The organism is Rhodococcus sp. GXMU-t2271 (assembly GCF_041414735.1).
GTDB classification, from domain to species: domain Bacteria; phylum Actinomycetota; class Actinomycetes; order Mycobacteriales; family Mycobacteriaceae; genus Rhodococcus; species Rhodococcus indonesiensis.
The window spans coordinates 16,454-40,258 of sequence record NZ_JAUIZP010000035.1; the positions used below are offsets into that span (position 1 = coordinate 16,454).

A 23,805-nucleotide genomic window follows, 5' to 3' on the forward strand; every position below is an offset into this window, starting at 1 on the left:
TGCACTCCAAGAGGGATTCGGGTGGTGGGTGGCCGGGGTCAGTGACAGTCGATCGCGTCCGGGTGCGAGCGCAGGGCCTTGCGTGCGTAGTAGCCGAAGTTGGCGTCGCTGCGGCGTGGGGTGAGGGTCCAGTCGTGGGCCTCCCGCGCCAGCCGTGGAGGAAGAGGCTTGATCTCGCCGGCCGCCATCGCGAGCAGTTGCAAGCGAGCCGCCCGTTCGATCAGGTGCGCCAGCGAGCACGCCTCTTCGATGGTTGATCCGACGACGAGTTGGCCGTGGTGGGCGAGCAGGATCGCGCGCTTGTCCCCGAGCGCGGCAGAGATGATTTCGCCCTCCTCGTTGCCGACTGGAACTCCCGGCCAGTCCGGCAGGAACGCACAGTCGTCGTAGAGCGGGGCGACGTCCATCTGAGAGACCTGCAGGGGGATCTCGAGCATGGACAATGCCGCCGCGTGCAGAGGATGCGTGTGGACGATGCAGTTCACATCCGGCCGTGCCCGGTAGATCCAGCTGTGGAACCGGTTGGCCGGGTTCGCCATGCCGCTGCCTTCGAGAACCTGAAGGTCCTCGTCGACGAGGAGCAGGTTGCTTTCGGTGATCTCGTCGAAGCCGAGACCGAGCCGCTGTGTGAGGAAGGTCCCCGGCGCCTCGCCGCGCGCGGAGATCTGGCCCGCCAGACCGGAGTCGTGTCCGGCATCGAACAGAGCCCGGCAGGTCAGGGCGATCTTCTGTCGGTCCGTCCACTCAGCCGCCGCGACCTCGGTGCGCATGGTCTTCTTGGCGGTCTCCATCAACTCGGCTTTGCCGAGATTCATCGTTGTCGCCATCCTTGGGGCTCCTTTCAACAGGGACAAATTCATGACACGTAGAGCACTATAGGACACAAAGTGTCCTATAGTGCAACCTGGTGATGTGGTCGGTAGGGTGGGCGTGTGCGGGGACGCCTGTCTTCGCGGGCGCAACCGAGAGGGAGGTGTGGACACGATGGCGGCGCTACTGCGGTCGCATCGACGCCGGGCGGGGTTGACCTTGGAGGCCCTCGCCGAGGGCACCGGGCTGACCAAGAGCTACCTGTCGAAGGTCGAGCGAGGGATCAGTACACCGTCGATCGCGGTCGCGCTGAAGATCGCGCGGGCCCTGGACGCCGATGTCAGTCAGCTGTTCTCCGACAGCCCCGACAACAGCATGATGACGGTCGAACGGCGAGATGAGCGCGCGCAGGTCGACGAGCGCGACGGGAGTGCGGTCTACGACGCCGTCGCCACCCGCATGATCGGTAAATCTATGCAGCCGTTCATTGTTCACCCGACGACGCAACCCGGATCCGACTACATGGAGCACCCGGGTGAAGAGTTCATCTTCGTCAAAGAGGGGGCTGTCGAGGTGAGCATCCCCGATCAGGTGATCACCCTGGACGAGGGGGACAGCCTCTACTTCGACGCGAATACCCCCCATCGCGTCCGATCGGTGTCGCCGTCACGCGCCGTGCTGATTGTGGTCGTCCACGACCGGGACGGCGAAAGTGCCGACGCCGCGCCGGCGTCGAAGTCCGCGCAGCGTTGCGCGCCCACAACGCCGACGTCCAGCAGCTGAACGCCGCCTCTCCCGAGGGTGTCCCGACCTGAACGGTAGGCACACCGGCCCTCTGACTTCCGCCGATGTCCCCGTCCGGGGCGATGAAACCCTCCGACAGGCCGGAGAACCGGCGCGCAGCAGGGTCGCGCACGTAGTCGAGGGGTGACGTTATCCTCTCGGCATCGTCGAAATGAGGGTCTCGGGAATCTGGGGGTACGGGCCCTGCGGCGAGCCCGTCGCGCGCAGATGCGGTTGCGCGGGAGCAGTACGCGGAGGTCGTGGACGTGGCACCCTCCGATTGCCCGAGTGGAGGGGGTGGCCGGGCCGGTGCGCCCGACTAGAGGTCGCCCGGGGGTCAGGCAAGTAGTTCTGTTGTGCCCGACCACAGTGCGACCCCGGCGAGAATCGTCAGGACCGCGGAGGTGGTGCGGGCGAACGCGCGGGCATGGGACCGCAGCCAGTGGTCGACGGCTTTCGCGGATGCGAACCAGGCGAGGGCGCCGAACCACGCGGTTTCGGAGGCGATCAGCAACACCGCCGCGGTGAGTTTGTCTACTCCGGAAGCGTGCTGCGGTATCAGTGTGGCGAACACGGCCATGAAGAACATCACCGCTTTCGGGTTGGTGATGTTGGTGGCGACGCCGAGGGCGAAGGATGTCGAGGGCGATCGCGGTGATGCGACCGTTGTGGTGTCGGTGAGTGGCCGCGCCCGGAGGGTCGCCATGGCCAGGTACAGCAGCAGCACCGCCCCGAGGATCTGGACGGCGGCGAGCACCTTCGGTGGTCCGGCCGCCACACCCAGCATCGCCACGGTGACCCAGACCGCGATTCCTGTGGCGATTCCGAGGGCTGTGGCCATCCCGAGTCGGCGGGATCCCAGGACCGACTGTCGCATCACCACAACAGCATCCGGTCCGGGGGAGACGACCCCGACCAGCCAGACGCCCATCAGGGCAAGATAGCTACCGATGCTCATCGCGTCATCGTGCCATTTCTCCAGGATCGGGTCGGTGCCGCCCTGCCGTCGGGTTCCGCACTGCGTTCAACTCCGACCGCGCCGGCGAGGGGGCCGTCTCCACGGAGGCGAGGGTGTCCACCGAGGCGGTGTTGCTGCCTCGCCGAGGTCGGGGTTGCGGCAGGGTCGGCCGTACCGTCCCCTGTGGTCCACACCGGCATAGGGAGGGCGCGGTGCGATCTCCTTGGGCCGTCGTTCTTTGCCGGTGGTGCGGTGTGCGACAGCGGACGCTCTCCGGGATTGCCGCGGAACCGGCGCCGGCGGGATCGGCGATCCAAGTAGATCCGAGTTCCCTCACGTTTCGGGTGTCGGGTTTCTCCCGTCGCCGCCATCCGCTGAGCGGCGACCATGGACATGGCTGGTGCCATGGCGACCAGCACTGCGCGGCTCGAGCCGAACAAGATCATATATCGACTGCGTTGCCGCCGCTTCCGTCAGAAACAGGTAATTGCCAGTCCTGCGCCGAGATACACCAGTCATGCCCACCAGCCGAAGAGATCGCGCAATGCGTATGCGAACAAGAACGTGATGATCCAGAAGGCCGCAGTCGGCCACTTGGTACGCGATCTCGTGCGTTGCCGGTCCCTGAGCGCCACCGGATCATTCTCCCGGCGTGTGCTGACAACCAGCGGAGATTCGGTACCCGGCGAGTCTGTACCCGGGGACGCCCCTTGGAGATTGCGTCATCGAACCTTGGCACCTGACTCCCGGTTCGTAACGCAGGAGTTCGGAAACCGAAAAGACAGACTGAGCCCACAGACTGAGCCCTGGGAACGTGTGAGTCGGAGAACCGGGCGTCACGCCTGCCGGCCTGGGGGCGCGCCGATACTGTGCCGGCCGGAGCGGTGGTATGAGGCGGGGCGCCGTCGCGGAGGGGCGGTGCGTGTGCGGCTGAGGTGGTGGCGACGCGGTGGGCGGGGGAGCCGGCGGCTCGGACCGACGCGACGTGTGTAGAGGGGCGCCGTGGTCCGGGAACGTAGCGCTTGGCGCGCAGAGTAGGTTCGGTTAGCCTAACCAACTGAGCCCGGGCGGATGCCCGGCGAACAGACATGTGGGAGTGAGCGATGCGGGTTGAGGGACTGGGCCGGGTGCGCCACGCCGCGGCGATCGGCGCGGCGGCGATGCTGGCGATCGGCCTCGCGGGATGCGGCAGCGACACCGACACCGGTGAGGAGTCCAGCGCGAGCACCACGCGCACGTTCGAGGCGCAAAACGGGTCGGTCGAGATCCCGGCCGATCCGCAGCGCATCGTCGCCTGCGGGTACGCGGTCCTACCGCTGCTCCAGGCCGAGGCGAACCTGGCTGCGGCCTGCGAATGGACCCGCGAGCTCGACAACATGGACGCCGAGACCGCGGCCGCGTACGAGGCCCTGCCCAAGGTGGCGCCGGACGGCGCCGTGAGCGAACTCGACTACGAGGCCGTGGCCGCCGCCGCGCCCGACCTGATCATCATGGGCGTGCCCGCGCGGGTGCAGTCGCAGCTCGACACGGCCAAACTCGAGGCCCTCGCTCCGGTGGTCTTCCTCGGCCTGACCGATCCCGGTGACTGGCGCGTGCTCGGCGAGCAGTACGCCGACGCCGCCGGCGTCTCCGAGGAGTACGGCGAGTACAAGGAGCAGTACGAGGCGCGTGCCGCCGAGATCGCCGGCAAGTACCGCGGCACCCTCGGGAACCTGACCTTCGCCGGGGTCTGCAACGTGTGCGGTACCGAGCCGGGTGAGTTCTACCGCGAGTACGCCTCCTCGTACACCACCAACCTCTTCCAGGACCTCGACCTGCAGTTCCCCGGTCAGCCCGCCGACCCCGAGGCCGTGCACGGCGAGTATCTCTCCGTCGAGGAGATCGGCCGGAACCTCGGGGACGTCGACGTCATCGTCTACGGCGTCGAGGCCGACGGTTCCGTCTCGCCCGAATTGCAGGAGCTGATGGCCTCCCCGCTGTGGCAGGCCCTGCCCGCCGTGCAGGCCGGTAACCTGGTCCCGGTCCGGCACTCCCACGCCGCGACCTACGAGACCGCGCTGCTCGCACTCGATTCCATCGATCAGGCACTCGCCGCGTTGCCCGCGAACCAGCAGCAGTAGCCCTCCCGGCACCCACGGCCCCCGCGTCCGGCGACCCGGGGGCCGTGCTCGTCGCACACCCGCTCCGTTAGGCAGACATGACCCGCACCTCCGCGCTCGAAGACATCGTTCCCCTCTCGCCGCTGCAGCAGGGCCTGCTCTACCTCAGCACCGTCGCCGCGCCCGACGACGCCGCCCTTGCCGCCGAAGCCGTCGAACCGGACGCCTACACCGTGCAGTCCGTGCTGCACCTGACCGGGCGGGTGGACGAGGACGGACTGCGTGCCTCCGCGCAGGCGCTGCTGGAACGGCATCCCGCGCTGCGCACGTGTTTCCGTCCCCGCAAGGACGGCCGCACCGCCGGACTCGTCGTACGTGGCATCGAAGCCCCCTGGCGCAGAGTCGATCTCACCGGACTCCCGGTCGACGAGTCCGAGCGGCGTCTCGCGGCTCTGCTCACCGAGGACTTGCGGGACTGGTTCGACCTCACCCGGCCGCCGCTGATCCGCTGGCTGTTCGTGCGGTTCGGGTCCGATGACGTGCGGCTGGTGCTCACCGCCCACCACATCGTCGTCGACGGCTGGTCCACCCCGATCCTGGTGCGCGAACTCCTCGAGATCTACGCCGCCGGCGGCACCGCCGCCGGGCTGGCCCCGGTACGGCCCTACCGCGACTACCTCGCCTGGCTCGACCGGCAGGACCACGACGCCGCCCGCGCGCTGTGGCGCGAATCCCTCGACGGGCTCACCGAACCGAGCCTCGTCGCCCCACCCGGCGCCACCCGCGCCACCACACCCTCCGCCGCGCTCGCCGTCGACGTGCCGGCCGGGCTGCACGACCGGCTCACCGGCCTCGCCCGCGACGCCGGGGTGACCCTCAACACCGTCCTGCAGACCGGCTGGGCGCTGCTCCTGTCCGGACTTCTCGGCCGCGACGACATCGTCTTCGGCGCCACCGTCTCCGGACGACCGCCGGAACTGACCGGCGTCGAATCCATGGTCGGCCTGTTCATCAACACCGTGCCCGTGCGGGTACGGCTCGATCCCCGCGCCACCGTCACCGAGCTGCTGCGACAGGTGCAGCTCGCACAGTCCCGCACCGTCGACCACCAGTACCTCGGCCTCGCCGAGGTCCAGCGCGAGACCGGCCTCGGGGAGTTGTTCGACACCCTCACCGTCTTCGAGAGCTACCCCGTCGACCGGGACGCACTCGACCGGGCCCAGCGCGCGGGCGGGGTCACGATCGCCGCCGTCGAGGGCCGCGACGCCACCAACTATCCGCTCGTGCTCACCGCGGGCGTCGCCGAGACCCTCGTCATGACCCTCGACTATCGGCCCGGTGTGTTCACCGCGGACGACGCCGCCGCCCTCGCCGGCCGTCTCGTCCACATCCTCGGCGCCCTCGCTGCTGGACCGGACCGCCCGGCCGCCGGGCTGGACGTGCTCACCGGCGCCGAGCGCGGCCGCGTCCTCGGGACGTGGTCCGTCGCACCGGCCGCGCCCTCGGACGGCACCGTCGCGGGACTGCCCGACTCCGCGGAGCCCGACACCCCCGCGGTGGTGTGCGGTGCCGACCGGCGCACCTTCGCGGAACTCGAAGCGAACTCGGCGCGGCTCGCGCGGCTGCTGATCGAGCTCGGTGTCGGACCCGATGTGCTCGTGGGCCTCGCGCTGCCGCGCTCTGCCGTGACCGTCGAGGCCCTCCTCGCGGTGCTCGCCGCAGGCGGTGCGTATCTGCCGCTCGACCCGTCGTACCCTGCGGAGCGGCTCGCCCACATGGTCGTCGACGCCCGTCCGAGCGTCGTGCTCACCACCGGCGCCGTCGCCGCAGAGCTCGGAGCGTGCCTCACCGGTGCGCACGTCGTTGTGCTGGATGATCCGGACGTGCAGGCCCGGCTCGCCGCGCTGCCCGCCGCCGCGGTCACCGACGCCGACCGTCGCCGGCCGATCCGCCCCGGTCACACCGCGTACGTCGTCTACACCTCCGGCTCCACCGGCCTCCCCAAGGGCGTCGCAGTCACCCACGCCAATCTCACCGATCTCGTTGCCGCGCAACGGGAGACGATCATGCGGTCGGCGTCCGGCACATGGCGGGTGCTGCTCACCTACCCGTTCGCGTTCGACTCGGCCGTCGCCGCCCTGACCTGGCTGCTGTCCGGGCACACCCTGCACGTGCTGCCCGACGAGCACCGCACCGACACCGCATTCGTCGTCGACTACGTGCGCACCCACCGCATCGACCACGTCGACTGCGTGCCCGTGCTGATGAGCGGACTGCTCGATGCCGGACTGCTCGACGGCGACGACCACCGGCCCGCCAAGGTGACCGTCGGCGGCGAGGCCGTCGGGTCGGCGCTGTGGCAGCGGCTCGGTGCCGCGGACGGCGTCGAGGCCTACAACTGCTACGGCCCCACCGAATGTACCGTCGACGCCGCATACACCCGCATCGGCGGCGACACCGTCACCATCGGCGGCCCGACCCCCGGCACCCGGCTGTACGTGCTGGACCGGTGGCTGCGACCGGCACCGCCCGGTGTGGCCGGGGAACTGTACGTCGCCGGCGGCGGTCTCGCCCGCGGCTACCTGGGACAGCCCGGCCGGACGGGGGAGCGGTTCGTCGCCGATCCGTTCACCGGGGAGCGGATGTACCGCACCGGTGACATCGTTCGGTGGCTACCGGACCCGGTCGACGCCGAGCGCGGCGCCCTCGAATACGTGGGCCGCGCCGACGACCAGGTCAAGATCCGCGGTTTCCGGGTCGAACTCGGCGAGGTCGAGGCCGCGCTGGGTGCCGTGCCGGGGGTGCATGCTGCCGTCGTCGTCGCCCATACCGACGCTCGCGACGTGCGCCGCCTGGTCGGCTACGTCACCGGCACGGCGGACCCCGGGGCCGTGCGCGCTGCCGTCGCCGCCCGGCTGCCCGACTACCTGGTGCCCGCCGCGATCCTGCCGCTGCCGGTACTGCCGACCACCGCGAACGGAAAGGTCGATCGAAAGGCCCTGCCGGAGCCGGACTTCGGCGCCCTCGCCGGATCCGGTGCGCCCCGCACCGATACGGAGGCGACGCTGTGCTCCGCGTTCGCGGAGGTCCTCGGCCTCGACCGCGTCGGCGTCGACGACGACTTCTTCACCCTCGGCGGAGATTCCATCGTCTCGATCCAGTTGGTGTCCCGCGCACGTGCCGCCGACGTGCGGATCACCGCCCGTCAGGTGTTCGAACTGCGCACCGTCGCCGCGCTCGCCGCCGCCTGCGAGTCCGACACGGTCGCCGCACAGCCGTCGCGGCCCGTCGTCGCAGCCACCGGCCCGGTCCCGCTCACCCCGATCGTGCGCGAAACTCTCGATCACGGAGGGGATCTGCGGCGCCTCGCGCAATCGCGCCTGCTCGTCGCTCCAGCCGGACTCACCGAAGCGCACCTCGTTGCCGCCGTCGGCGCGCTGCTGCGCACCCACCCCATGCTGCGCTCCCGTCTCACCACGGCCGGAGAGGATGCGGAATGGATGGTCCCCGAGCATGTTCCGGATCCCGAGGCCGCAGTGCGCCGCATCGACGCGACAGGCCTCGGCGGCCCACGGTGGCATGCGCTGTTCGAGGCGGAGCGTGACCGCGCCCTGGCGGAACTCGACCCCGCGGACGGGCGGATGATCCGAGTGCTGTTCCTCGACGCCGGCCCCGGCGCCGCGGGACGGGTGTTCGTCGTCGTGCACCACCTCGTCGTCGACGGCGTGTCGTGGCGGATCCTCGTCCCCGACCTCGCGGCCGCCGTCGATCAGGCGCGGCGCGGCATCGCACCGGATCTCGATGCGGCCGGCACCTCCTTCCGGGACTGGGCGCTCGGGCTCACGGCGGCCGCCGCGTCCGACGGTGTCGCACGGTCCCTGCCGCGCTGGCAGCAGATCGCCGGCAGCGCCGAGCCGCGACTCGGTGCCCGCCCGCTGGATCCGGCACGCGACACCGTCGCCACCGCCCGGTCGCGTGAGGTGCGGGTCCCCGCGGCGGTCACCGAGAAGGTGCTCACCACCGTGCCCGCCGCGTACCGGGCGGGCGTTGCGGATGTGCTGCTCACCGCCCTCGCGCTGGCCGTGACGTCGGTGCGCGGCGGCGACCGGCTGCGCGTGCACCTCGAAGGTCACGGCCGCGCCGAACACGTCGTGCCGGGCGCCGACCTGTCCCGCACCGTCGGCTGGTTCACCACCCTGTACCCCGCCGTGCTCGACGTCTCCGGCATCGACCCGCACGAGGCCCTGGCCGGAACTGCCGCAACCGGGACCGCGCTCGCGCAGGTCAAGGAGTCGCTGCGGGCCCTGCCCGACGGCGGCATCGGATTCGGGCTGCTGCGCCGGCTCACTCCCGAGGGAACGCGGAACTTCCCCGGATACCGTTCTCCCGACGTGATGTTCAACTACCTCGGCCGGATGACGCTGGGGGAGAACATCGGTCAGGCATGGTCCACCGCGCCGGAGACAGGCGCGCTCGGCGGTGCCGTCGATCCCGGCACCCCGCTCGACCACGTCCTCGACGTCAACGCCGTCACCGAGGACGGCCCGGCCGGACCCGAGCTCGTCTGTGAATTCACGGCGGCGGAGGTCCTCGACGAGGAAACCCTCACCCTTGTCGCCCGTCACTGGGTGGCGGCCCTCGCCGCGCTGGCCCGGCACGCCGACGACCCCGATGCCGGCGGTCCCACCCCGTCGGATCTGACCTACCGTGGACTGACCGTTCCCGAACTCGCCTCGCTCACCACCGAACTCGGCCCGATCGACGACGTCGTGCCGCTGACGCCGTTGCAGCGCGGCATGTTCTTCCTCGCCGGTCTCGACGGCGGCGCCGGAACGGACGTGTACTCGATGCAGACCGTCCTCGATCTGCACGGTGATCTCGACCGGGACACTCTGCGCCGCAGCGCCGCCGCGCTGCTGGACCGGCACGCGATTCTACGGACCGGGTTCCGCACCACCGCGGCGGGCGACCCGATCGGTGTCGTCCTCCGGGAGCCGGGCCTGCAGTGGACGCACATCGACCTCACACCCGCCTCCGGCCCCACCCCCGCCCCCGACCCCGTGGCCGTGGCCGTGGCCGAATGTCACATCGCGTCGGTTGGATCGACCCGATGTGACATTCGGTCGGTGGAGGAGCGCAGCGACGAGCTCGTCGCCGCGGACCGCGCCACGCGGTTCGACGTCGCAGCCGCGCCGCTGGTGCGGTTCACGCTCGTGCGTCTCGCGCCGGACCGGCACCGGTTGATCTTCGCCGCGCACCACCTGCTGCTCGACGGGTGGTCGTCGCCGCTGCTCGTGCAGGAACTGTTCGCCCTGTACGGGGCGGGGGCCGATCCGGCGGCGCTGCCCACGGTCCGGCCGTTCACCGACTATCTCGCCTGGCTGGGCGCCCGCGACACCGACGACGGACTGCGCCGCTGGACCGAGGCGCTCGCCGGGGTCGAGGAACCCACGCTGCTCACCCCCGCCGGCTCGTCGCTCGACGCCACGCTGCCCGTCGAACTCCCCGTGCCGGTTCCGGCCGGACTGGCTGCGGGACTGCAGCGCCGCTGCCGCGAGCTCGGCGTCACCGTGAACACCGCGGTGCAGACCGCGTGGGCGGTCCTTCTCGGCGCCCGGCTCGACCGCACGGACGTGACCTTCGGTGCCGTCGTCTCCGGCCGCGTCCCGGACGTGCCCGGCATCGAGACGATGATCGGTCTGTTCATCAACACCGTGCCCGTGCGCGTCGCGCTGCGCCCCGGCGAACCCACCGACGATCTGCTCCGCCGCGTCCAGGACGAGCAGAACCGGCTCCTCGATCACCAGTACGTCGGACTCGCCGACATCCAGCGCGCCGTCGGCGTCGGAGAACTGTTCGACACCCTCGTCGTGTTCGAGAGCTACCCGATCGACACCGACGCCCTCGCCCGGGCGCAGCGTTCCGGCGGCCTCGACGTCGCCGACGTCCGCGGCCACGACGCCACCAACTTCCCGCTTGTGCTCGTCGCCGGACTCGACGACGAGCTCGCCCTCACCCTCGAATACCAGCGGGCGCTGTTCACCGCCGACGACGCCGAGGGGATCGGCCGCCGGCTCGTGCACCTCCTCGAGCAGTTCGCCGGCGGCCGACCGCGGCGCGTCGCGCAGCTCGACATCCTCGGTCCGGCCGAACGGGAACGGTGGCACGAGCTCTCGTCGACCGCTCCGGCACCGTCGAGCGGGCACGCCACCGTGCCCGACCTGCTCGCGGCGCAGATCGCCCGCACCCCGGACGCGACGGCCGTGGTGTGCGGGAACGAGCGCCTGACCTTCGCCGAGCTCGGCGCCGCCTCGGCGCGGCTGGCACGGCGGCTGATCGACGCAGGCGTCGGACCCGAGACACTGGTGGGTCTGGCCCTGCCCCGCTCGGCCGAGACAATGGTCGCGATCTGTGCCGTGCACGCCGCCGGCGGCGCCTACGTGCCGATGGACCCGTCGTATCCGGCCGAGCGCCTCGCCCACATGGTCGGCGACTCCCGGCCGCGGGTCGTGGTCACCGGGGGAGCCGTCGCGCACACGCTGCGACCGGCGCTCGGTGCAGTGCCGGTGTTCGATCTCGACGACGAGGCGGTCCGTGCCGACCTCGCGGTCCGTCCGGCCGCCCCTGTCACCGATCGCGAGCGAATCGCACCGCTGCGGCCCGAGCATCCGGTGTACGTCATCTACACCTCCGGCTCCACCGGACTTCCGAAGGGGGTGGCGGTCACGCACGCGAACCTGCTCGGCCTGTTCGACAGCCACCGCGCCGACCTGTACGTACCCACCGTGGCGGCGGCGGGCCGGCCGAGCGTGGGGGTCGGGCACGCGTGGTCGTTCGGGTTCGACGCCTCCTGGCAGCCGATGCTGTGGCTGCTCGACGGGCACGCCGTGCACGTGTTCGACGAGGACACCGTGCGTGACCCCGAGGCGATGGCCGGATACGTCGCCGAACACGCCCTCGACTTCCTCGAGGTCACCCCGTCGTTCCTCGACCGGATGGTCGCTGCCGGGCTGTTCGACGGCGAGCACCGCCCCGCCACGGTCGGATTCGGCGGTGAGGCCGTCAACCCGGCGCTGTGGCGGCGGCTGCGGGAACTGACCGACGGACGTGCGTTCAACCTCTACGGGCCCACCGAGTGCACCGTCGATTCGCTCGTCGGGCAGGTCACCGACGCCGAGACCCCGTGCCTGGGCCGGGCCGTACACGGCGCCGCCGCCTACGTTCTCGACCGGATGCTGCGCCCCGTGCCGGTCGGCGCCGCGGGTGAGCTGTACGTCGCCGGATCCGGCGTCGCCCGGGGGTACCTCGGCCGTCCCGGCCTGACCGGCACCCGCTTCCTGCCCGACCCGTTCGGTCCGCCCGGCACCCGCATGTACCGCACCGGCGACGTCGTGCGCCGGGTCCCGGCCGGCGACGGCCGGGTCACCCTCGAGTTCCTCGGCCGCGGCGACGACCAGGTCAAGATCCGCGGTTTCCGGGTCGAGCTCGGCGAGGTCGAGGCGGCGCTGACCGCGGTGCGGGGGGTGCGCGACGCCGTCGCCGTCGCCCACACCGACGACCGCGGCGTGCGCCGGCTCGTCGGCTACGTCGTACCCGACGGCGACGTCGACCCCGCCGTCGTGCGGGCCGTCCTCGCCGAGCGGGTCCCGGACTACCTGGTGCCGGCCGCAGTGCTCGTGCTGGCCGCGTTCCCCGTCACCGCCAACGGCAAGGTTGACCGGAAAGCACTGCCGGATCCGGACTTCGGTGCGCTGGCCGGCTCGGGTGAGCCGCGCACCGAGCGGGAGGCCGCGCTCGCGGACGTCGCCGCCGAGGTGCTCGGCCTGGACCGGGTCGGCATCGACGACGATTTCTTCGCCCTGGGCGGCGACTCGATCGTCGCCATCCAGCTGGTCTCCCGCGCCCGGGCTGCCGGGATCCGGCTGACGGCCCGTCAGGTGTTCGAGCTGCGCACCGTCGCGGCCCTGGCCGCGGTCGACGAACCGGACGTCCCGGTGCCGGCGATGGCCGCGACGGGTGACGTGCCGATCACCCCGATCGTGTGGGAGGCCCTCGCCTGGGGTGGTGATCTCGCGCGTTTCTCGCAGGCCCGGCTGCTCGTCGCACCCGTCGGTCTCACCGCCGACGTGCTCGGAACGGCCGTCGCGGCGCTGCTCGGCACCCATCCGATGCTGCGGTCCCGGTTCGTCGTCGCCGACGGCGTGCCACGCTGGACCGTCCCCGAGGACGCGCCCGGCATCGAGACACTGGTGCGACGGGTCGACGTCACCGGCCTCGAGGACGAACGGTGGTCGGACCGTTTCGCCGCCGAGCGCGAAACAGCGTACGGGGCACTCGATCCGGAAGCCGGCGTGATGATGCAGGTGATCTGGTTCGACTTCGGGCCGGACCGCCCCGGCCGCGTGTTCGTCGCCGTGCACCATCTGGTGATCGACGGCGTGTCGTGGCGCATCCTCGTCCCGGATCTGGCAGACGCCGTCGAACAGGCCGCACGCGGCGAGACCGTCGCGCTGACGCCGCCCGGCACGTCGTTCCGGGCGTGGGCGACCGGACTCGCCGAGGCCGCGCGTTCCGAGCGGGTCAGGACCTCGCTGCCCGCATGGCAACCCGCGGTCGATGCGGTCGAACCACCGCTCGGCGCTCGGCCGCTCGACCCGGTCCGCGACACGGTCGCGGCGCTGCGCTCGACGCACGTGCGGGTCCCCGTGCCCGTCACCGAGGACGTCCTCGCCTCCGGGGCGGTGAACGAGGCCCTGCTCGCGGCGCTCGCCGTGGCGGTGGCCTCGGTCCGTGGCGGCGACGTCGTGCGCGTCGAACTCGAAGGCCACGGACGCGAGGAGCAGATCGTGCCCGGGTCCGACGTCGCGCGCACCGTCGGATGGTTCACCTCGATGTTCCCGGTGGCGTTGAGTCTGACCGGCGTCGACCCCGAGGACGCCCTGGCCGGAGCGGCTGCCGCGCATGCGGTCCGCACACGCGTCGCGGAAGCGCTGAAAGCGCTGCCCGACAACGGGATCGGATTCGGGCTGCTGCACCGTCTCGCCCCGGACCCTGCCTTCGACGACTATCGACGACCGCAGGTGGTGTTCAACTACCTCGGCCGGATGACGCTGGGGGAGGACACCGGCGCCCCGTGGTCCGGCGCGCCCGAGGCCGTCGCGCTCGGCGGTTCCGTCGACCCGGCCACCCCGCTCGACCACGTCCTGCATGTCGACGCCGTCGTCGAGGACACCGCGGAAGGCCCCGTGCTCGACTGCGAATTCGCCGCGCCCGCCGAGGTGCTCGACGAGCACACCGTCGACCTCGTGGCCCGGCGCTGGGTCCAGGCCCTGACCGTCGCCGCCCGCATCCCCGAACCCGTTGCCACCGAAAAGGAGTGACCTCATGTCAGCACAGCCCGGCATCCTGGACCGCGAAACGATCCGCATCGATATCGCGCGGCTTCTCGAGATCGAGGCAGACGAACTGGATCCCGCAGTCAGCCTCGTCGATCAGGGCCTCGACTCGGTGCGCCTGATGGCGCTCGTGGAACAGTGGCGCGGCGCCGGCGCGGACGTCGACTTCGTCTCCCTGGCCACCGAACCGCAGCTCGAGGCGTGGTACGACCTGCTCACCTCGCGGTGACCCGGCCGTGGCCCTGATCGACAAGCTGGTCCTCGACCTCGACCCGCTGCGCACCAGCCGCGAATTCCGCTACCTCTTCACTGCCCGGGTCGTGTCGCTGTTCGGACTCGGCTTCCTCGTCGTCGCCGTGCCCCTGCAGGTGTATCGGCTCACCGGATCCACCGCGCAGGTCGCCGCGGTCTCGGCGGTGCTCGGCGTGACCACGTTCGCCGCCACCTTCGCCGGCGGGGTACTCGCCGATCGCTACGACCGGCGGCGGGTCATCGCGCTCGCGCGCGGCACGGCGGGAGTGGCGTTCGCGGTGCTCGCGGTCAACGCGTTCCTGCCCGATCCGAAGATGTCGGTCGTCTACGTGGCGGCGGTGATCGACGGGGTGTGCGGGGGCATCTCCGCGACGGCGCTCATGGCCGTCACACCCAGCCTGCTGCCCCGGGAGAAGATGGCCGCCGCCGGTGCCCTCATGGCGCTGACCGGCGACCTGGGCGCGATGATCGGGCCGGCGCTCGGCGGCGTCGTCATCGCCACCGGGGGAGTCGGGGTGGCCTACGCGCTGGCCGCGTTCACCACCGCGATCACGACCTTCTGCATCACCCGGCTGCCGGCGCTACCGCCGACCCACGTCGCCGACGAGTCGCCACTGCGTTCGGTAGTGAGCGGCTTCCGCTACGCGGCGTCGAACCGCGTCCTCGGCGGCGTGCTCGTCTGCGGGTTCGTGACGATGCTGCTCGCCGGCTGGTCGGTGCTCGTCCCCGAGTACGCGACCGAGGTGCTCGGCGCGGGACCGTCGGTGGTGGGACTGCTCTACACCGCCCCGGCAGTCGGCGCGGTGATCGGCTCCCTCACCAGCGGCTGGACCGGCCGTCTGCGCCGGTCCGGACAGGCGGTCTTCGTGCTCATGGCCGTCTCCGCCGCGGGACTCGCCGGGGCGGGCCTCACCGCGACCGTCGCGGTGGCGCTGATCGGTCTGGCCGCGCACGGCTTCGGCGATGCGCTCACCGACATCGTCCGGTACGCGACGGTCCAGAAGCACACCCCCGACGAGTACCGGGGCCGCATCGCGGCGGTGTGGGCGGCGCAGGTCACCGCCGGCGCCTCCGTCGGCGCGGTGGTCGCCGGTGCGGTGGCGACGTCGGTACCGATCTCTGCGGCGCTGCCTGCGTACGGCGCCGTCGGGCTGGTGGTCACCGCGCTGCTGTGGACCACACTGCGGACGCTGCGCCGGCTCGACGAGGGCAGTAGCCTCGAGCGGGTCGTCTGAGTCCGTCCGGTCCGTGCCGCGATGAGTTCGGCGGAGCCGGCCGGTCTGTATCCGGGACAGCACACCCGTCCGCGCGGACGGGGGAGGCCGAAGAGGAGTGGATGTCATGGGCAAGGTCACCGTCACCGAGTTCGTCTCTGCGGACGGCATCATGGAGAACCCCGCGTGGACGTTCCCGTACTGGAACGACACGATCGCCGCGTTCAAGGACGCCGAACTGAACGAGGCGGACGCGCTGCTCCTCGGCCGCACCACCTACCAGGAGTTCGCCGCGGTCTGGCCCGACCACCCCGGGGAGGACGATGCGTCCAAGGCCCAGATGAACGACATTCCCAAACACGTCGCCACGACCACTCTCACCGAACTGGAGTGGAACGCGAGCCGCATCGAGGGCGACGTCGCGCAGGGGATCCGCGCACTCAAGGCCGAGAAGAACCTGCTGGTCATGGGGAGCGGCAGCCTCGTCGAGTTCCTGCGCGGTCAGGGACTCGTCGACGAGTACCGGCTCGCCGTCTACCCCGTGCTGGTCGGCTCGGGCCGGCGCCTGTTCGACCCCGTCGAGGCGCAGGCGACCCTCGACCTCCGCGACTGCAAGGTCCTCGACAACGGCGTCCTGCTGCTCGTCTACGACGTGGTGTCCGACACCGTTGCCGTTCCGGACTTCGACTGACGGCGTCCCCGCAGCCGAGGCCCGGCTCGAGCCGTTGTTTCGAGGCTCGGAGGCGGGGAACCCGACAGCATGTCCGTCAACGAGCCGTTCATGCCGTTCAAACGCGCATCCGGGGAAGAGATCGACGCTGCGGATCCGGGGCAGGGCGCCCCGGGAACCGACTCCGCGCCGCCCACCACCGCCGAGGACGCCCGGGCCGTGGAATCCGAACGCGGCGAACAGAATGATCGGCACTCCGAGTCCCCGTTCCGCACTCCCACGCCCCCGCGCGACGGATGACGACCGACGCTGCGCGGGCGCGGGACTACGACACCTGGTTCGACACCCCGTGGGGCGCCCACGCCTGGGCCGTGGAGCGGGACGCGGTCGACGAGATCCTCCCCGAGGTGGCCGGCCGGAGCGTGATCGAAGTCGGCTGCGGAACCGGGCGGCTCGTGAGTCATCTCGCCCACCGTGGTGCCCGCGTGCTCGGCGTGGACCTCTCGGCGGGCATGCTGTCCGTCGCGGCCGGCCGGGCACCCGCCCGGCTCGTGCGCGCCGACGCCACTCGCCTGCCCGTGCCGGATGCCGTTGCCGACGCCGCCGTGACGATCGCGGCCCTCGAGTTCACCGATGCGGCGGCGGTGCTCGCCGAGATGGCCCGCATCACTCGCCCGGGCGGGCGCATCGTCGCGCTCGCCCTCGATCCGACCAGTCCGTGGGGGTGGCTCGATCGGCCCACCGGCCGAGCGCCGTACTCGGCCGCGCGATTCGTCTCTCGGCGAGAGCTGCGCCGCCTGGGTGATCGACACGGCCGGGCCCGGGTGCGAGGCCGGTTGTTCACCGCGGCGCGGTTCGGGCATCGGCTCGAACCGGTTGCGGCCCTGGTGGGTCGGATCCTCCCCTGGTTCGGTGCCGTCCAGGTGCTGGTCGTCGACCGGGCGCACTGAGAGACGGTCGGGGCGGCGAAGACCGGGATTTGTGCAACTTCGGGGTTGCATATCGGGGGAAAAAGTGCAACTCTGGAGTTGCACAAATCGTATCCCCGGACTGGAGGCGATCATGGCCCTGCTCGACATCACCCGCACCATCGACATCGCGGCCCCGGCCACCAAGGTGTGGGCCGCACTGACCGAACCCGAGCTCATCGCGCAATGGTTCGGCGACAGAATCGAATTCGACGCAACACCCGGCGGCACGGGCGCGTTCGGCTGGACGGGGCATGACGACGGTCCCTTCCGGGTACTGATCGAGCACGTGGACGAGCCGAAGACACTCGTCTACCGCTGGGCGCGCGACGCGAACGTGGACCCGGTGCCGGGCAACTCCACGGTGGTGCGGTTCGACCTCGCGGAGATCGAGGGCGGCACCCGGCTGACCCTGGTGGAGACCGGCTTCGAGGAACTCGTCGATCCGCAGTCGGCCCACGACGGCAACGTCGACGGCTGGCGCGCCGAACTCGGCGACTTGGTGGAGTTCCTGGAATCCCGGTGAACGACGTGGCGAAGGGAGTTCCGGCGGTGCTCGCGGTACTGGCCGATGAAACCCGCTGGAACATCCTCACCGCGATCGGCGCCGAGGACCTGTCCGCGAGTGCGCTCGCGGAGCGGCTGCCGGTCAGCCGTCAGGCGATCGCGAAGCACCTGACCGTGCTGGCCGATGCCGGGCTCGTGGAGTCGTTCCGGATCGGGCGGGAGATCCGCTACCGGGCGGTCGGAGCCCGGCTCGGCGAACTGGCCGGCGAACTGGACTCGATCGGACGGCAGTGGGACCGTCGCCTCGAGGCGATCAAGCGCATCGCCGAGCGGCCCGACTGACCGCACGAGTGGGCCGCGCGGTGCCGTCGAGGGGGTGCCCATCGGCACCCTCGGGGTGGTGGTACCGATCGCCGCCGACGCCGACCCTGTAGTGGTCCGCGGAGGAATCTGCTTCCTCCGGTCGAGTACCACTGGAGGGCAGGTCGATTCATGGCGTCGAACGGTGAACGCGGGATCCGGCGACGAGTCCTGCAGTGGGTGACCGCAACGGGAGCGGCGACGGCCCTGACGGTGGGCGGGTTCTCGTCTCCGGTCGTCGCGACCGGCTTCGCTTCGACGACCGGTGAGATCCCGCCCGGCCTCGAACCGTTCTACACCCAGCAGGTCCGGTGGGAATCGTGCGACGGATACAGCACCGACGGATCGGACCTGGTCGGAGCCGGGCTCGAGTGCGCGCGGGTCACCGTGCCCATCGACTACGACAACCCCGAGGGCGACACGGCGCAGATCGCCCTGTCCCGCTCACGGGCGACGGGGGAGAAGATCGGATCGCTGCTCGTCAACCCGGGTGGGCCGGGGGCCTCCGGGCTCGGGACGGCCGTCGTCGCCGACGGCACCGAACTCGCCGAGCGGTTCGACGTCGTCGGATTCGATCCGCGCGGAATCGGGGCGTCGACACCGCAGATCGACTGCCTGACACCCGGGGAGACCGACGCGTGGCGGCAGGATCCCGTGGTGGACATGACCGCCGAGGGCATTGCCCGGGCCGAACAGAAGAGCCGGGAGTACGCGGCACGCTGCGCCGAACGCACCGGCGCCGACGTGCTGGCACACGTGGGCACCCGCGACGTGGTGTGGGACATGGACGTCATCCGGGCCGCGCTCGGCGACGCCGGTTTGAACTACCTCGGATACTCGTACGGGACCCGGCTCGGCTCGGCCTATGCGGAGGCGTTCCCCGGCAACGTGCGCGCGATGGTGCTCGACGGGGCGCTCGATCCACAGCAGGACCCCGTCGAGGAGGCGGTGCGGCAGGCCGCCGGCTTCCAGCAGGCATTCGACGCGTTCGCCGAGAACTGCGCGACCGGCGAGGACTGCCCCCTCGGTGCCGATCCCGCGGCCGCGGTCGAGCGGTTCCGCTCGCTGGTCGATCCCCTGATCGACCGTCCCGCGGCCACGGACGATCCGCGGGGACTGAGCTATCCGAACGCGATCACCGGTGTCATCGCCACCCTGTACTCGCCGCAGGGCTGGGAGTACCTGCGGACCGGACTCACCGAACTGGAGCAGGGCCGGGGCGACACGCTGCTGCTGCTGGCCGACATGTACGAGGGCCGGTTCGCCGACGGCTCGTACTCGAACTCCAGCGAGGCGATGGCAGCGGTGCGGTGCGTCGACGACGTCGCCGTGACCGACCCGGCGGTCGCCGGCGAACTCGACACCCGGTCCCGCGAAGCGGCACCGTTCCTCGACGACGGCCGCGGCACCGGCAACGCGCCGCTCGGTGCGTGCGCCTTCTGGCCGGTGCCGCCGTCGGGGGATCGGCACGCCGTGGACGCCGACGGCCTGCCCCCGATCGTCGTCGTCTCCACCACCGAGGATCCGGCCACGCCGTACCAGGCGGGTGTGGACCTGGCGAAGCAACTGGATGCGGTGCTCGTCACGTACCGCGGGACCCAGCACGGGGTGGTGCTGAGCGGCCAGTGGTGCATCGACCTTCCCGTCGCGCGCTACCTCGTCGATCTTGCTGTGCCGGAGGGAGATACGACATGTTGAGTGGGGCCGGATCCGATCCCTCGGGACGGACGGTCAGGGGGTGCGCCGGGGCAGCGACCATGCCGCTCCGGCGCGGTCGCTGCGCCCCGTACCCACGCTCGTCGTCGTGGCTGCGAGTCGTCGCCGGGCCGCGTCCCCGGCCGACCTGGCAGACTCGATCGGGAAGGCGACGAGGAGACAGACGGTGACGGAAACGGTGGACGGCGCTCACGACGTGCAGCTGAGGCAACCAGGACTCGAGTCGGCGCAGCTCCAGCTGGACCCACCGCAGATCGCGCTCCAACGGGAGTTCCGCCGTGTCCTGATGGTCTACAAGTTCGGGATCGACGAGATGATGACCAAGATCAACATCCTGCGGGAGGAGTTCGGCTTCACCCACGACCACAACCCGATCGAGCACGTCAAGTCGCGGCTGAAGACTCCCGAATCGGTCGTCGAGAAGGCCGTCCGCAAGAACCTGCCGCTCACCCTCGACGCGATCCGCGAGAACATCTACGACATCGCGGGCATCCGCATCACCTGCAGTTTCGTCTCCGACGTCTACCGGATCTTCGACCTGATCACCGGGCAGCACGACATCCGGGTCGTCCAGGTCAAGGACTACATCGCGCGCCCGAAGCCCAACGGATACCGGAGCCTGCACGCGATCGTCGAGGTCCCCGTCTTCATGTCCGACCGCGTGCAGCCGGTGTTCGTCGAACTGCAGATCCGCACCGTCGCGATGGACTTCTGGGCCAGCCTCGAACACAAGATCTTCTACAAGTACGACAAGGCGGTGCCCGCCGGACTGCTCGACGAGCTGCGGGCGGCGGCCGCGACCGCCCGCGACCTCGACGTCCGGATGGAGGCCCTGCACGACCAGGTGCACGGTTCCCGCCAGTCGTTCTGAGCGACCTGCACGGCGAGCGAGTGTATCGCTCTGAAAGGACAGACGGTCTGCTGCGCCAGACCTACGCGATACGGTGGTTCGCGGAATTTCGGTCTCGGTAGCTCGCGCCGTCATCATCCGAGCGCCCGGTGAGCCGAGTTGCAGGGTCCGTGCTCGTGCCGTGCAGGCGAAGAACCGCGTACGACGTACCAGGTCGATACGGCTACCCCGGGTGTCGCGGATCGGATCCGCTGGACATTTCACCGTCGTTGGCTGCGCGAACTCGGATTCCGATGGATGCCTGGTGGATGGCCGAGTTTGCGTGTGCAAAGGCTTTTCAGACGTTGCCGGGTCCCTGCGTCGATCTTCGGGTGTGCGTCGAGGAGACACTGCAGTCGGTGGTAGAAGGCGGTGGGGACGAGACCGAACTCGAGAAGGACATGTTCGTCGCCGCCTCCGTAGGGTGCCCACTTCACCGCGAAGTCGAGCAAGTCGAGTTCATCCTTTGTCACTGTGTCTCCTTTCTCACACCTACCGCGGAAGCGCGGCTGTGTGCACGTGCACGCCGCCGCGCTTCCGCCGGGGTCATCGCACGTCGAGGTAGATGCTCTTGAGCTGTTGGTAGCTCGCCAGTCCTTCGGGCCCGAGTTCTCGCCCGAGTCCACTGTTCTTGATGCCACCGAAAGGGGCAGTCGGATCGTTGGCGTAGCCGTTGATGCCGACCGTGCCGCTGGCGATGTTGCGGGCGAAGCGTGCACCTCGTTCGGGGTCCGCGGTCCAGACCGAACCACCGAGGCCGTAGTCCGAGTGGTTGGCGATCGCGACGGCCTCGGCCTCGTCGGTGTAGGAGATGACCGACAGCACCGGGCCGAAGATCTCATCCTGCGCGATGGTGTGCCCCGTCTGGACGTCGGCGAAGATGGTGGGCTCGACGAACCAGCCGTGATCTGCCCCGGCGGGACGCTTGCCGCCGGTGGTGATCCGCCCGCCGTCCGACTTGCCCTTCTCGATGTAGCCCTCGACGCGGTCGCGTTGACGGGCCGAGACCAGCGGTCCCATCTGGGTCGTGTCGGAGAGCGGGTCTCCGACCGACAGGCTCTTCGCGAGATCTGTGATGGTGTCGACGATCTCGTCGTAGCGTGAACGCGGCGCCAGGACGCGGGTGCCGAGCCAGCAGATCTGGCCGTTGTTGAGCAGAGTCGCCGCATAGAAGGATTCGATGTTCGCGGCGAGGTCGGCGTCGTCGAGCACCACGGCGGCGGACTTGCCGCCGAGCTCGAGAGTGACGGGGCGGAGCAGTTCACCGCACGTGCGACCGATTGCCCGGCCGGCGGCGGTGGATCCGGTGAACGAGACCTTGTCGATGCCCGGGTGGGCCACCAGGTAGGCGCCGAGTTCACGTCCACCCGGGACGATGTTGAGCACACCTGCGGGAAGGCCCGCCGCGATCGCCGCTTCGGCCATCAGGAAGGCATCGAGCACGGTCTCCGGAGACGGCTTGAGGACCACGGTGCAGCCGGCGGCGAGCGCCGGAGCGAGCTTGAGGAACGTGATGGCCTGGGGGACGTTCCACGGCACGATCGCGCCCACCACGCCGATGGGGGAGCGAGTGACGAGGGTCGATCCGCCGAGCATGCCGGGACGGATCTCGTCCTCCTGTTTCGCCGCCATCTCGGAGTAGTAGCGGAGCAGGATAGGCGGGAAGCCGCCCTCGAACTGCCGGGCCAGGCTGATGGGCATGCCGTTCTGGCTGCTCACCCGGGTCGCGGTGTCCTCGGCGCGGGATTCGAGTTCGTCGGCGAAGCGGCCCAGCACCTCGGCGCGCCGGGCGGCGCTCCACGACGCCCAGCCGTCCGGGCCGGTGAACGCCGCGCGGGCGGCCTCGACCGCATCGTCGATGTCGGACTCGGTGCCGTCCGGCACCGAGCCGATCCGCTGTTCGGTGCTCGGCGAGATGACCGGGATCGTCGAATCGCCGGACGGCCGTACCCATCCGCCGCGGATGTAGAGATCGGTGTAGTCGATCGTCATCGGGGTGTCCTTCTCGAAAGTGGGTCGGTGGGGTGGTCAGTCCTGCACGAGCACGGGCTTGAGCACCTCGCCCCGGTGCTGGGCCTCGATCGCGTCGTTGATCTTCGCGAAGGGGAAGGTGGTGACGAGCTTGTCGAGCGGGAACCTGCCCGCCTTGTAGAGCTCGACCAGTTCGGGGATGAACTCGTCGGGGACACTGTCGCCCTCGATGATCCCGGTGATCGTGAGTCCCATGGCGAGGGAGTTGATGATGTTCAGCGGCACGGAGGCCGCCGGGTCGGCGGGTACGCCGATGAGACCGATCTTGCCGTGGAAGGTCATGGCGCCGACGAGCGACTCGATCACGGCCGGGACGCCGGAGGTGTCGATCGCGTAGTCGACACCGGCCGGGACGATGGCCCGGACCTGCTCGACGAGTGGACCGGCGGCAGGATCGACGACGTGGGTGGCGCCCAGTTCGAGGGCGAGTTCACGCCGGGATCGATGGGGTTCGACGGCAATGATGGTGGTGCAGCCCTGCACGACGGCGCCCATGACGGCGGCCAGGCCGACGGAGCCGGCGCCGGCGACGAGTACCGCAGATCCGGGCCGGCAGTTCAGGGAACGCATCACCGCGCCCGCCCCGGTCTGGATGCCGCAGCCGAGGGGAGCGAGGAGTTCGGCCGGGACGTCGTCGGGAACCTTCACGACGTTGCGCTCGAAGGCGAGGCTGTAGGTGGCGAAGGAGGACTGCCCGAAGAACAAGCCGGTGAGGCGCTCACCGTCGGTGGTGGACAGCGGTCCCGTGCCGTCCTCGCGCACCCCGTCGTACGCGAGGTGCATGAACTGGTGGCAGTACGAGGGTGCCCCCGTGGTGCACGACGGGCAGGTTCCACAGCTGTTGAAGGTGATGCCCACGCGGTCGCCGGGCGCGACCTTGGTGACGCCGGGGCCGATTTCCCGTACGACGCCGCATCCTTCGTGGCCGAGGACGGCGGGCAGCGCGGTCGGGAGGGCGCCGTCGCGGGCGGCGAGGTCCGTGTGGCAGATGCCGACGGCTTCGATCTCGACGAGGACCTCGCCGGCCCTCGGTCCCTCGATGGTGATCGGCTCGAGGGTGAATTCGGCGTGCGGCTCTCTCGCGACTGCTGCGAGTGCTTCCATCGTCACGTACTCCATGTCTTGTGGGCCGGCCCTGGGAGGGCCGGCGGAA

16 protein-coding genes are annotated in these 23,805 nt (G+C 70.6%); 12 read left to right on the plus strand and 4 right to left on the minus strand.

Translation table 11 applies throughout. The annotated features are described in order from the left end of the window. Positions 1-38: 38 nt before the first annotated feature. Complete coding sequence (locus QYS60_RS13525) at positions 39-827, minus strand: aldolase (protein ID WP_210062589.1); 789 nt, start codon at positions 825-827, stop codon at positions 39-41. 157 nt (positions 828-984) lie between these two features. On the opposite strand from QYS60_RS13525, the gene QYS60_RS13530 reads away from it, so the two are divergent. Then, positions 985-1,593 (plus strand): helix-turn-helix domain-containing protein, encoded by a 609-nt coding sequence (locus QYS60_RS13530; protein WP_371383438.1) that lies wholly within the window; start codon positions 985-987, stop codon positions 1,591-1,593. A gap of 337 nt (positions 1,594-1,930) precedes the next feature. Here the strand turns inward: QYS60_RS13530 and QYS60_RS13535 are convergent, their stop codons facing one another. Beyond that, on the minus strand, positions 1,931-2,551 hold the full coding sequence (locus QYS60_RS13535) for a LysE family translocator (protein ID WP_371383426.1): 621 nt from the start codon (positions 2,549-2,551) through the stop codon (positions 1,931-1,933). Positions 2,552-3,654: 1,103 nt separating this feature from the next. On the opposite strand from QYS60_RS13535, the gene QYS60_RS13540 reads away from it, so the two are divergent. The 11 genes from QYS60_RS13540 (at position 3,655) to QYS60_RS13590 (ending at position 20,603) form a co-directional block, all read left to right on the plus strand. Continuing rightward, positions 3,655-4,671 (plus strand): ABC transporter substrate-binding protein, encoded by a 1,017-nt coding sequence (locus QYS60_RS13540; protein ID WP_371383427.1) that lies wholly within the window; start codon positions 3,655-3,657, stop codon positions 4,669-4,671. Positions 4,672-4,748: 77 nt separating this feature from the next. Then, positions 4,749-14,030, plus strand: coding sequence for an amino acid adenylation domain-containing protein (locus tag QYS60_RS13545; protein ID WP_371383428.1), 9,282 nt, complete (start codon positions 4,749-4,751; stop codon positions 14,028-14,030). A 4-nt stretch (positions 14,031-14,034) separates the two neighbouring features. After that, on the plus strand, positions 14,035-14,274 hold the full coding sequence (locus QYS60_RS13550) for a phosphopantetheine-binding protein (protein ID WP_289378090.1): 240 nt from the start codon (positions 14,035-14,037) through the stop codon (positions 14,272-14,274). 7 nt (positions 14,275-14,281) lie between these two features. Further along, the gene (gene entS, locus QYS60_RS13555; RefSeq protein ID WP_289378091.1) at positions 14,282-15,532 is read left to right on the plus strand and encodes an enterobactin transporter EntS; all 1,251 of its coding nucleotides are present in this window, start codon (positions 14,282-14,284) and stop codon (positions 15,530-15,532) included. 106 nt (positions 15,533-15,638) lie between these two features. Beyond that, complete coding sequence (locus tag QYS60_RS13560) at positions 15,639-16,202, plus strand: dihydrofolate reductase family protein (RefSeq protein WP_289378092.1); 564 nt, start codon at positions 15,639-15,641, stop codon at positions 16,200-16,202. Between the two features lie 69 nt (positions 16,203-16,271). After that, positions 16,272-16,481 carry a hypothetical protein gene (locus QYS60_RS13565; RefSeq protein WP_289378093.1) on the plus strand — a complete coding sequence of 70 codons (210 nt, stop codon included), beginning with the start codon at positions 16,272-16,274 and terminating at the stop codon, positions 16,479-16,481. Beyond that, entirely contained in the window at positions 16,478-17,131 is a 654-nt protein-coding gene (locus QYS60_RS13570; protein WP_371383429.1) for a class I SAM-dependent methyltransferase, read from the plus strand. Before QYS60_RS13565 ends, QYS60_RS13570 begins: the two co-directional genes overlap by 4 nt. A gap of 112 nt (positions 17,132-17,243) precedes the next feature. Next, positions 17,244-17,675, plus strand: coding sequence for an SRPBCC family protein (locus QYS60_RS13575; RefSeq protein ID WP_289378095.1), 432 nt, complete (start codon positions 17,244-17,246; stop codon positions 17,673-17,675). Further along, the gene (locus QYS60_RS13580; RefSeq protein ID WP_003936742.1) at positions 17,672-17,998 is read left to right on the plus strand and encodes a helix-turn-helix transcriptional regulator; all 327 of its coding nucleotides are present in this window, start codon (positions 17,672-17,674) and stop codon (positions 17,996-17,998) included. Before QYS60_RS13575 ends, QYS60_RS13580 begins: the two co-directional genes overlap by 4 nt. A gap of 150 nt (positions 17,999-18,148) precedes the next feature. Further along, entirely contained in the window at positions 18,149-19,714 is a 1,566-nt protein-coding gene (locus QYS60_RS13585) for an alpha/beta hydrolase (protein ID WP_289378096.1), read from the plus strand. Between the two features lie 184 nt (positions 19,715-19,898). After that, positions 19,899-20,603 (plus strand): GTP pyrophosphokinase family protein, encoded by a 705-nt coding sequence (locus QYS60_RS13590; RefSeq protein ID WP_371383430.1) that lies wholly within the window; start codon positions 19,899-19,901, stop codon positions 20,601-20,603. A 564-nt stretch (positions 20,604-21,167) separates the two neighbouring features. Here the strand turns inward: QYS60_RS13590 and QYS60_RS13595 are convergent. Further along, positions 21,168-22,613, minus strand: coding sequence for an aldehyde dehydrogenase (locus QYS60_RS13595; protein ID WP_119699407.1), 1,446 nt, complete (start codon positions 22,611-22,613; stop codon positions 21,168-21,170). A 36-nt stretch (positions 22,614-22,649) separates the two neighbouring features. Then, complete coding sequence (locus QYS60_RS13600) at positions 22,650-23,756, minus strand: NAD(P)-dependent alcohol dehydrogenase (RefSeq protein ID WP_119700269.1); 1,107 nt, start codon at positions 23,754-23,756, stop codon at positions 22,650-22,652. Between the last annotated feature and the right edge of the window lie 49 nt (positions 23,757-23,805).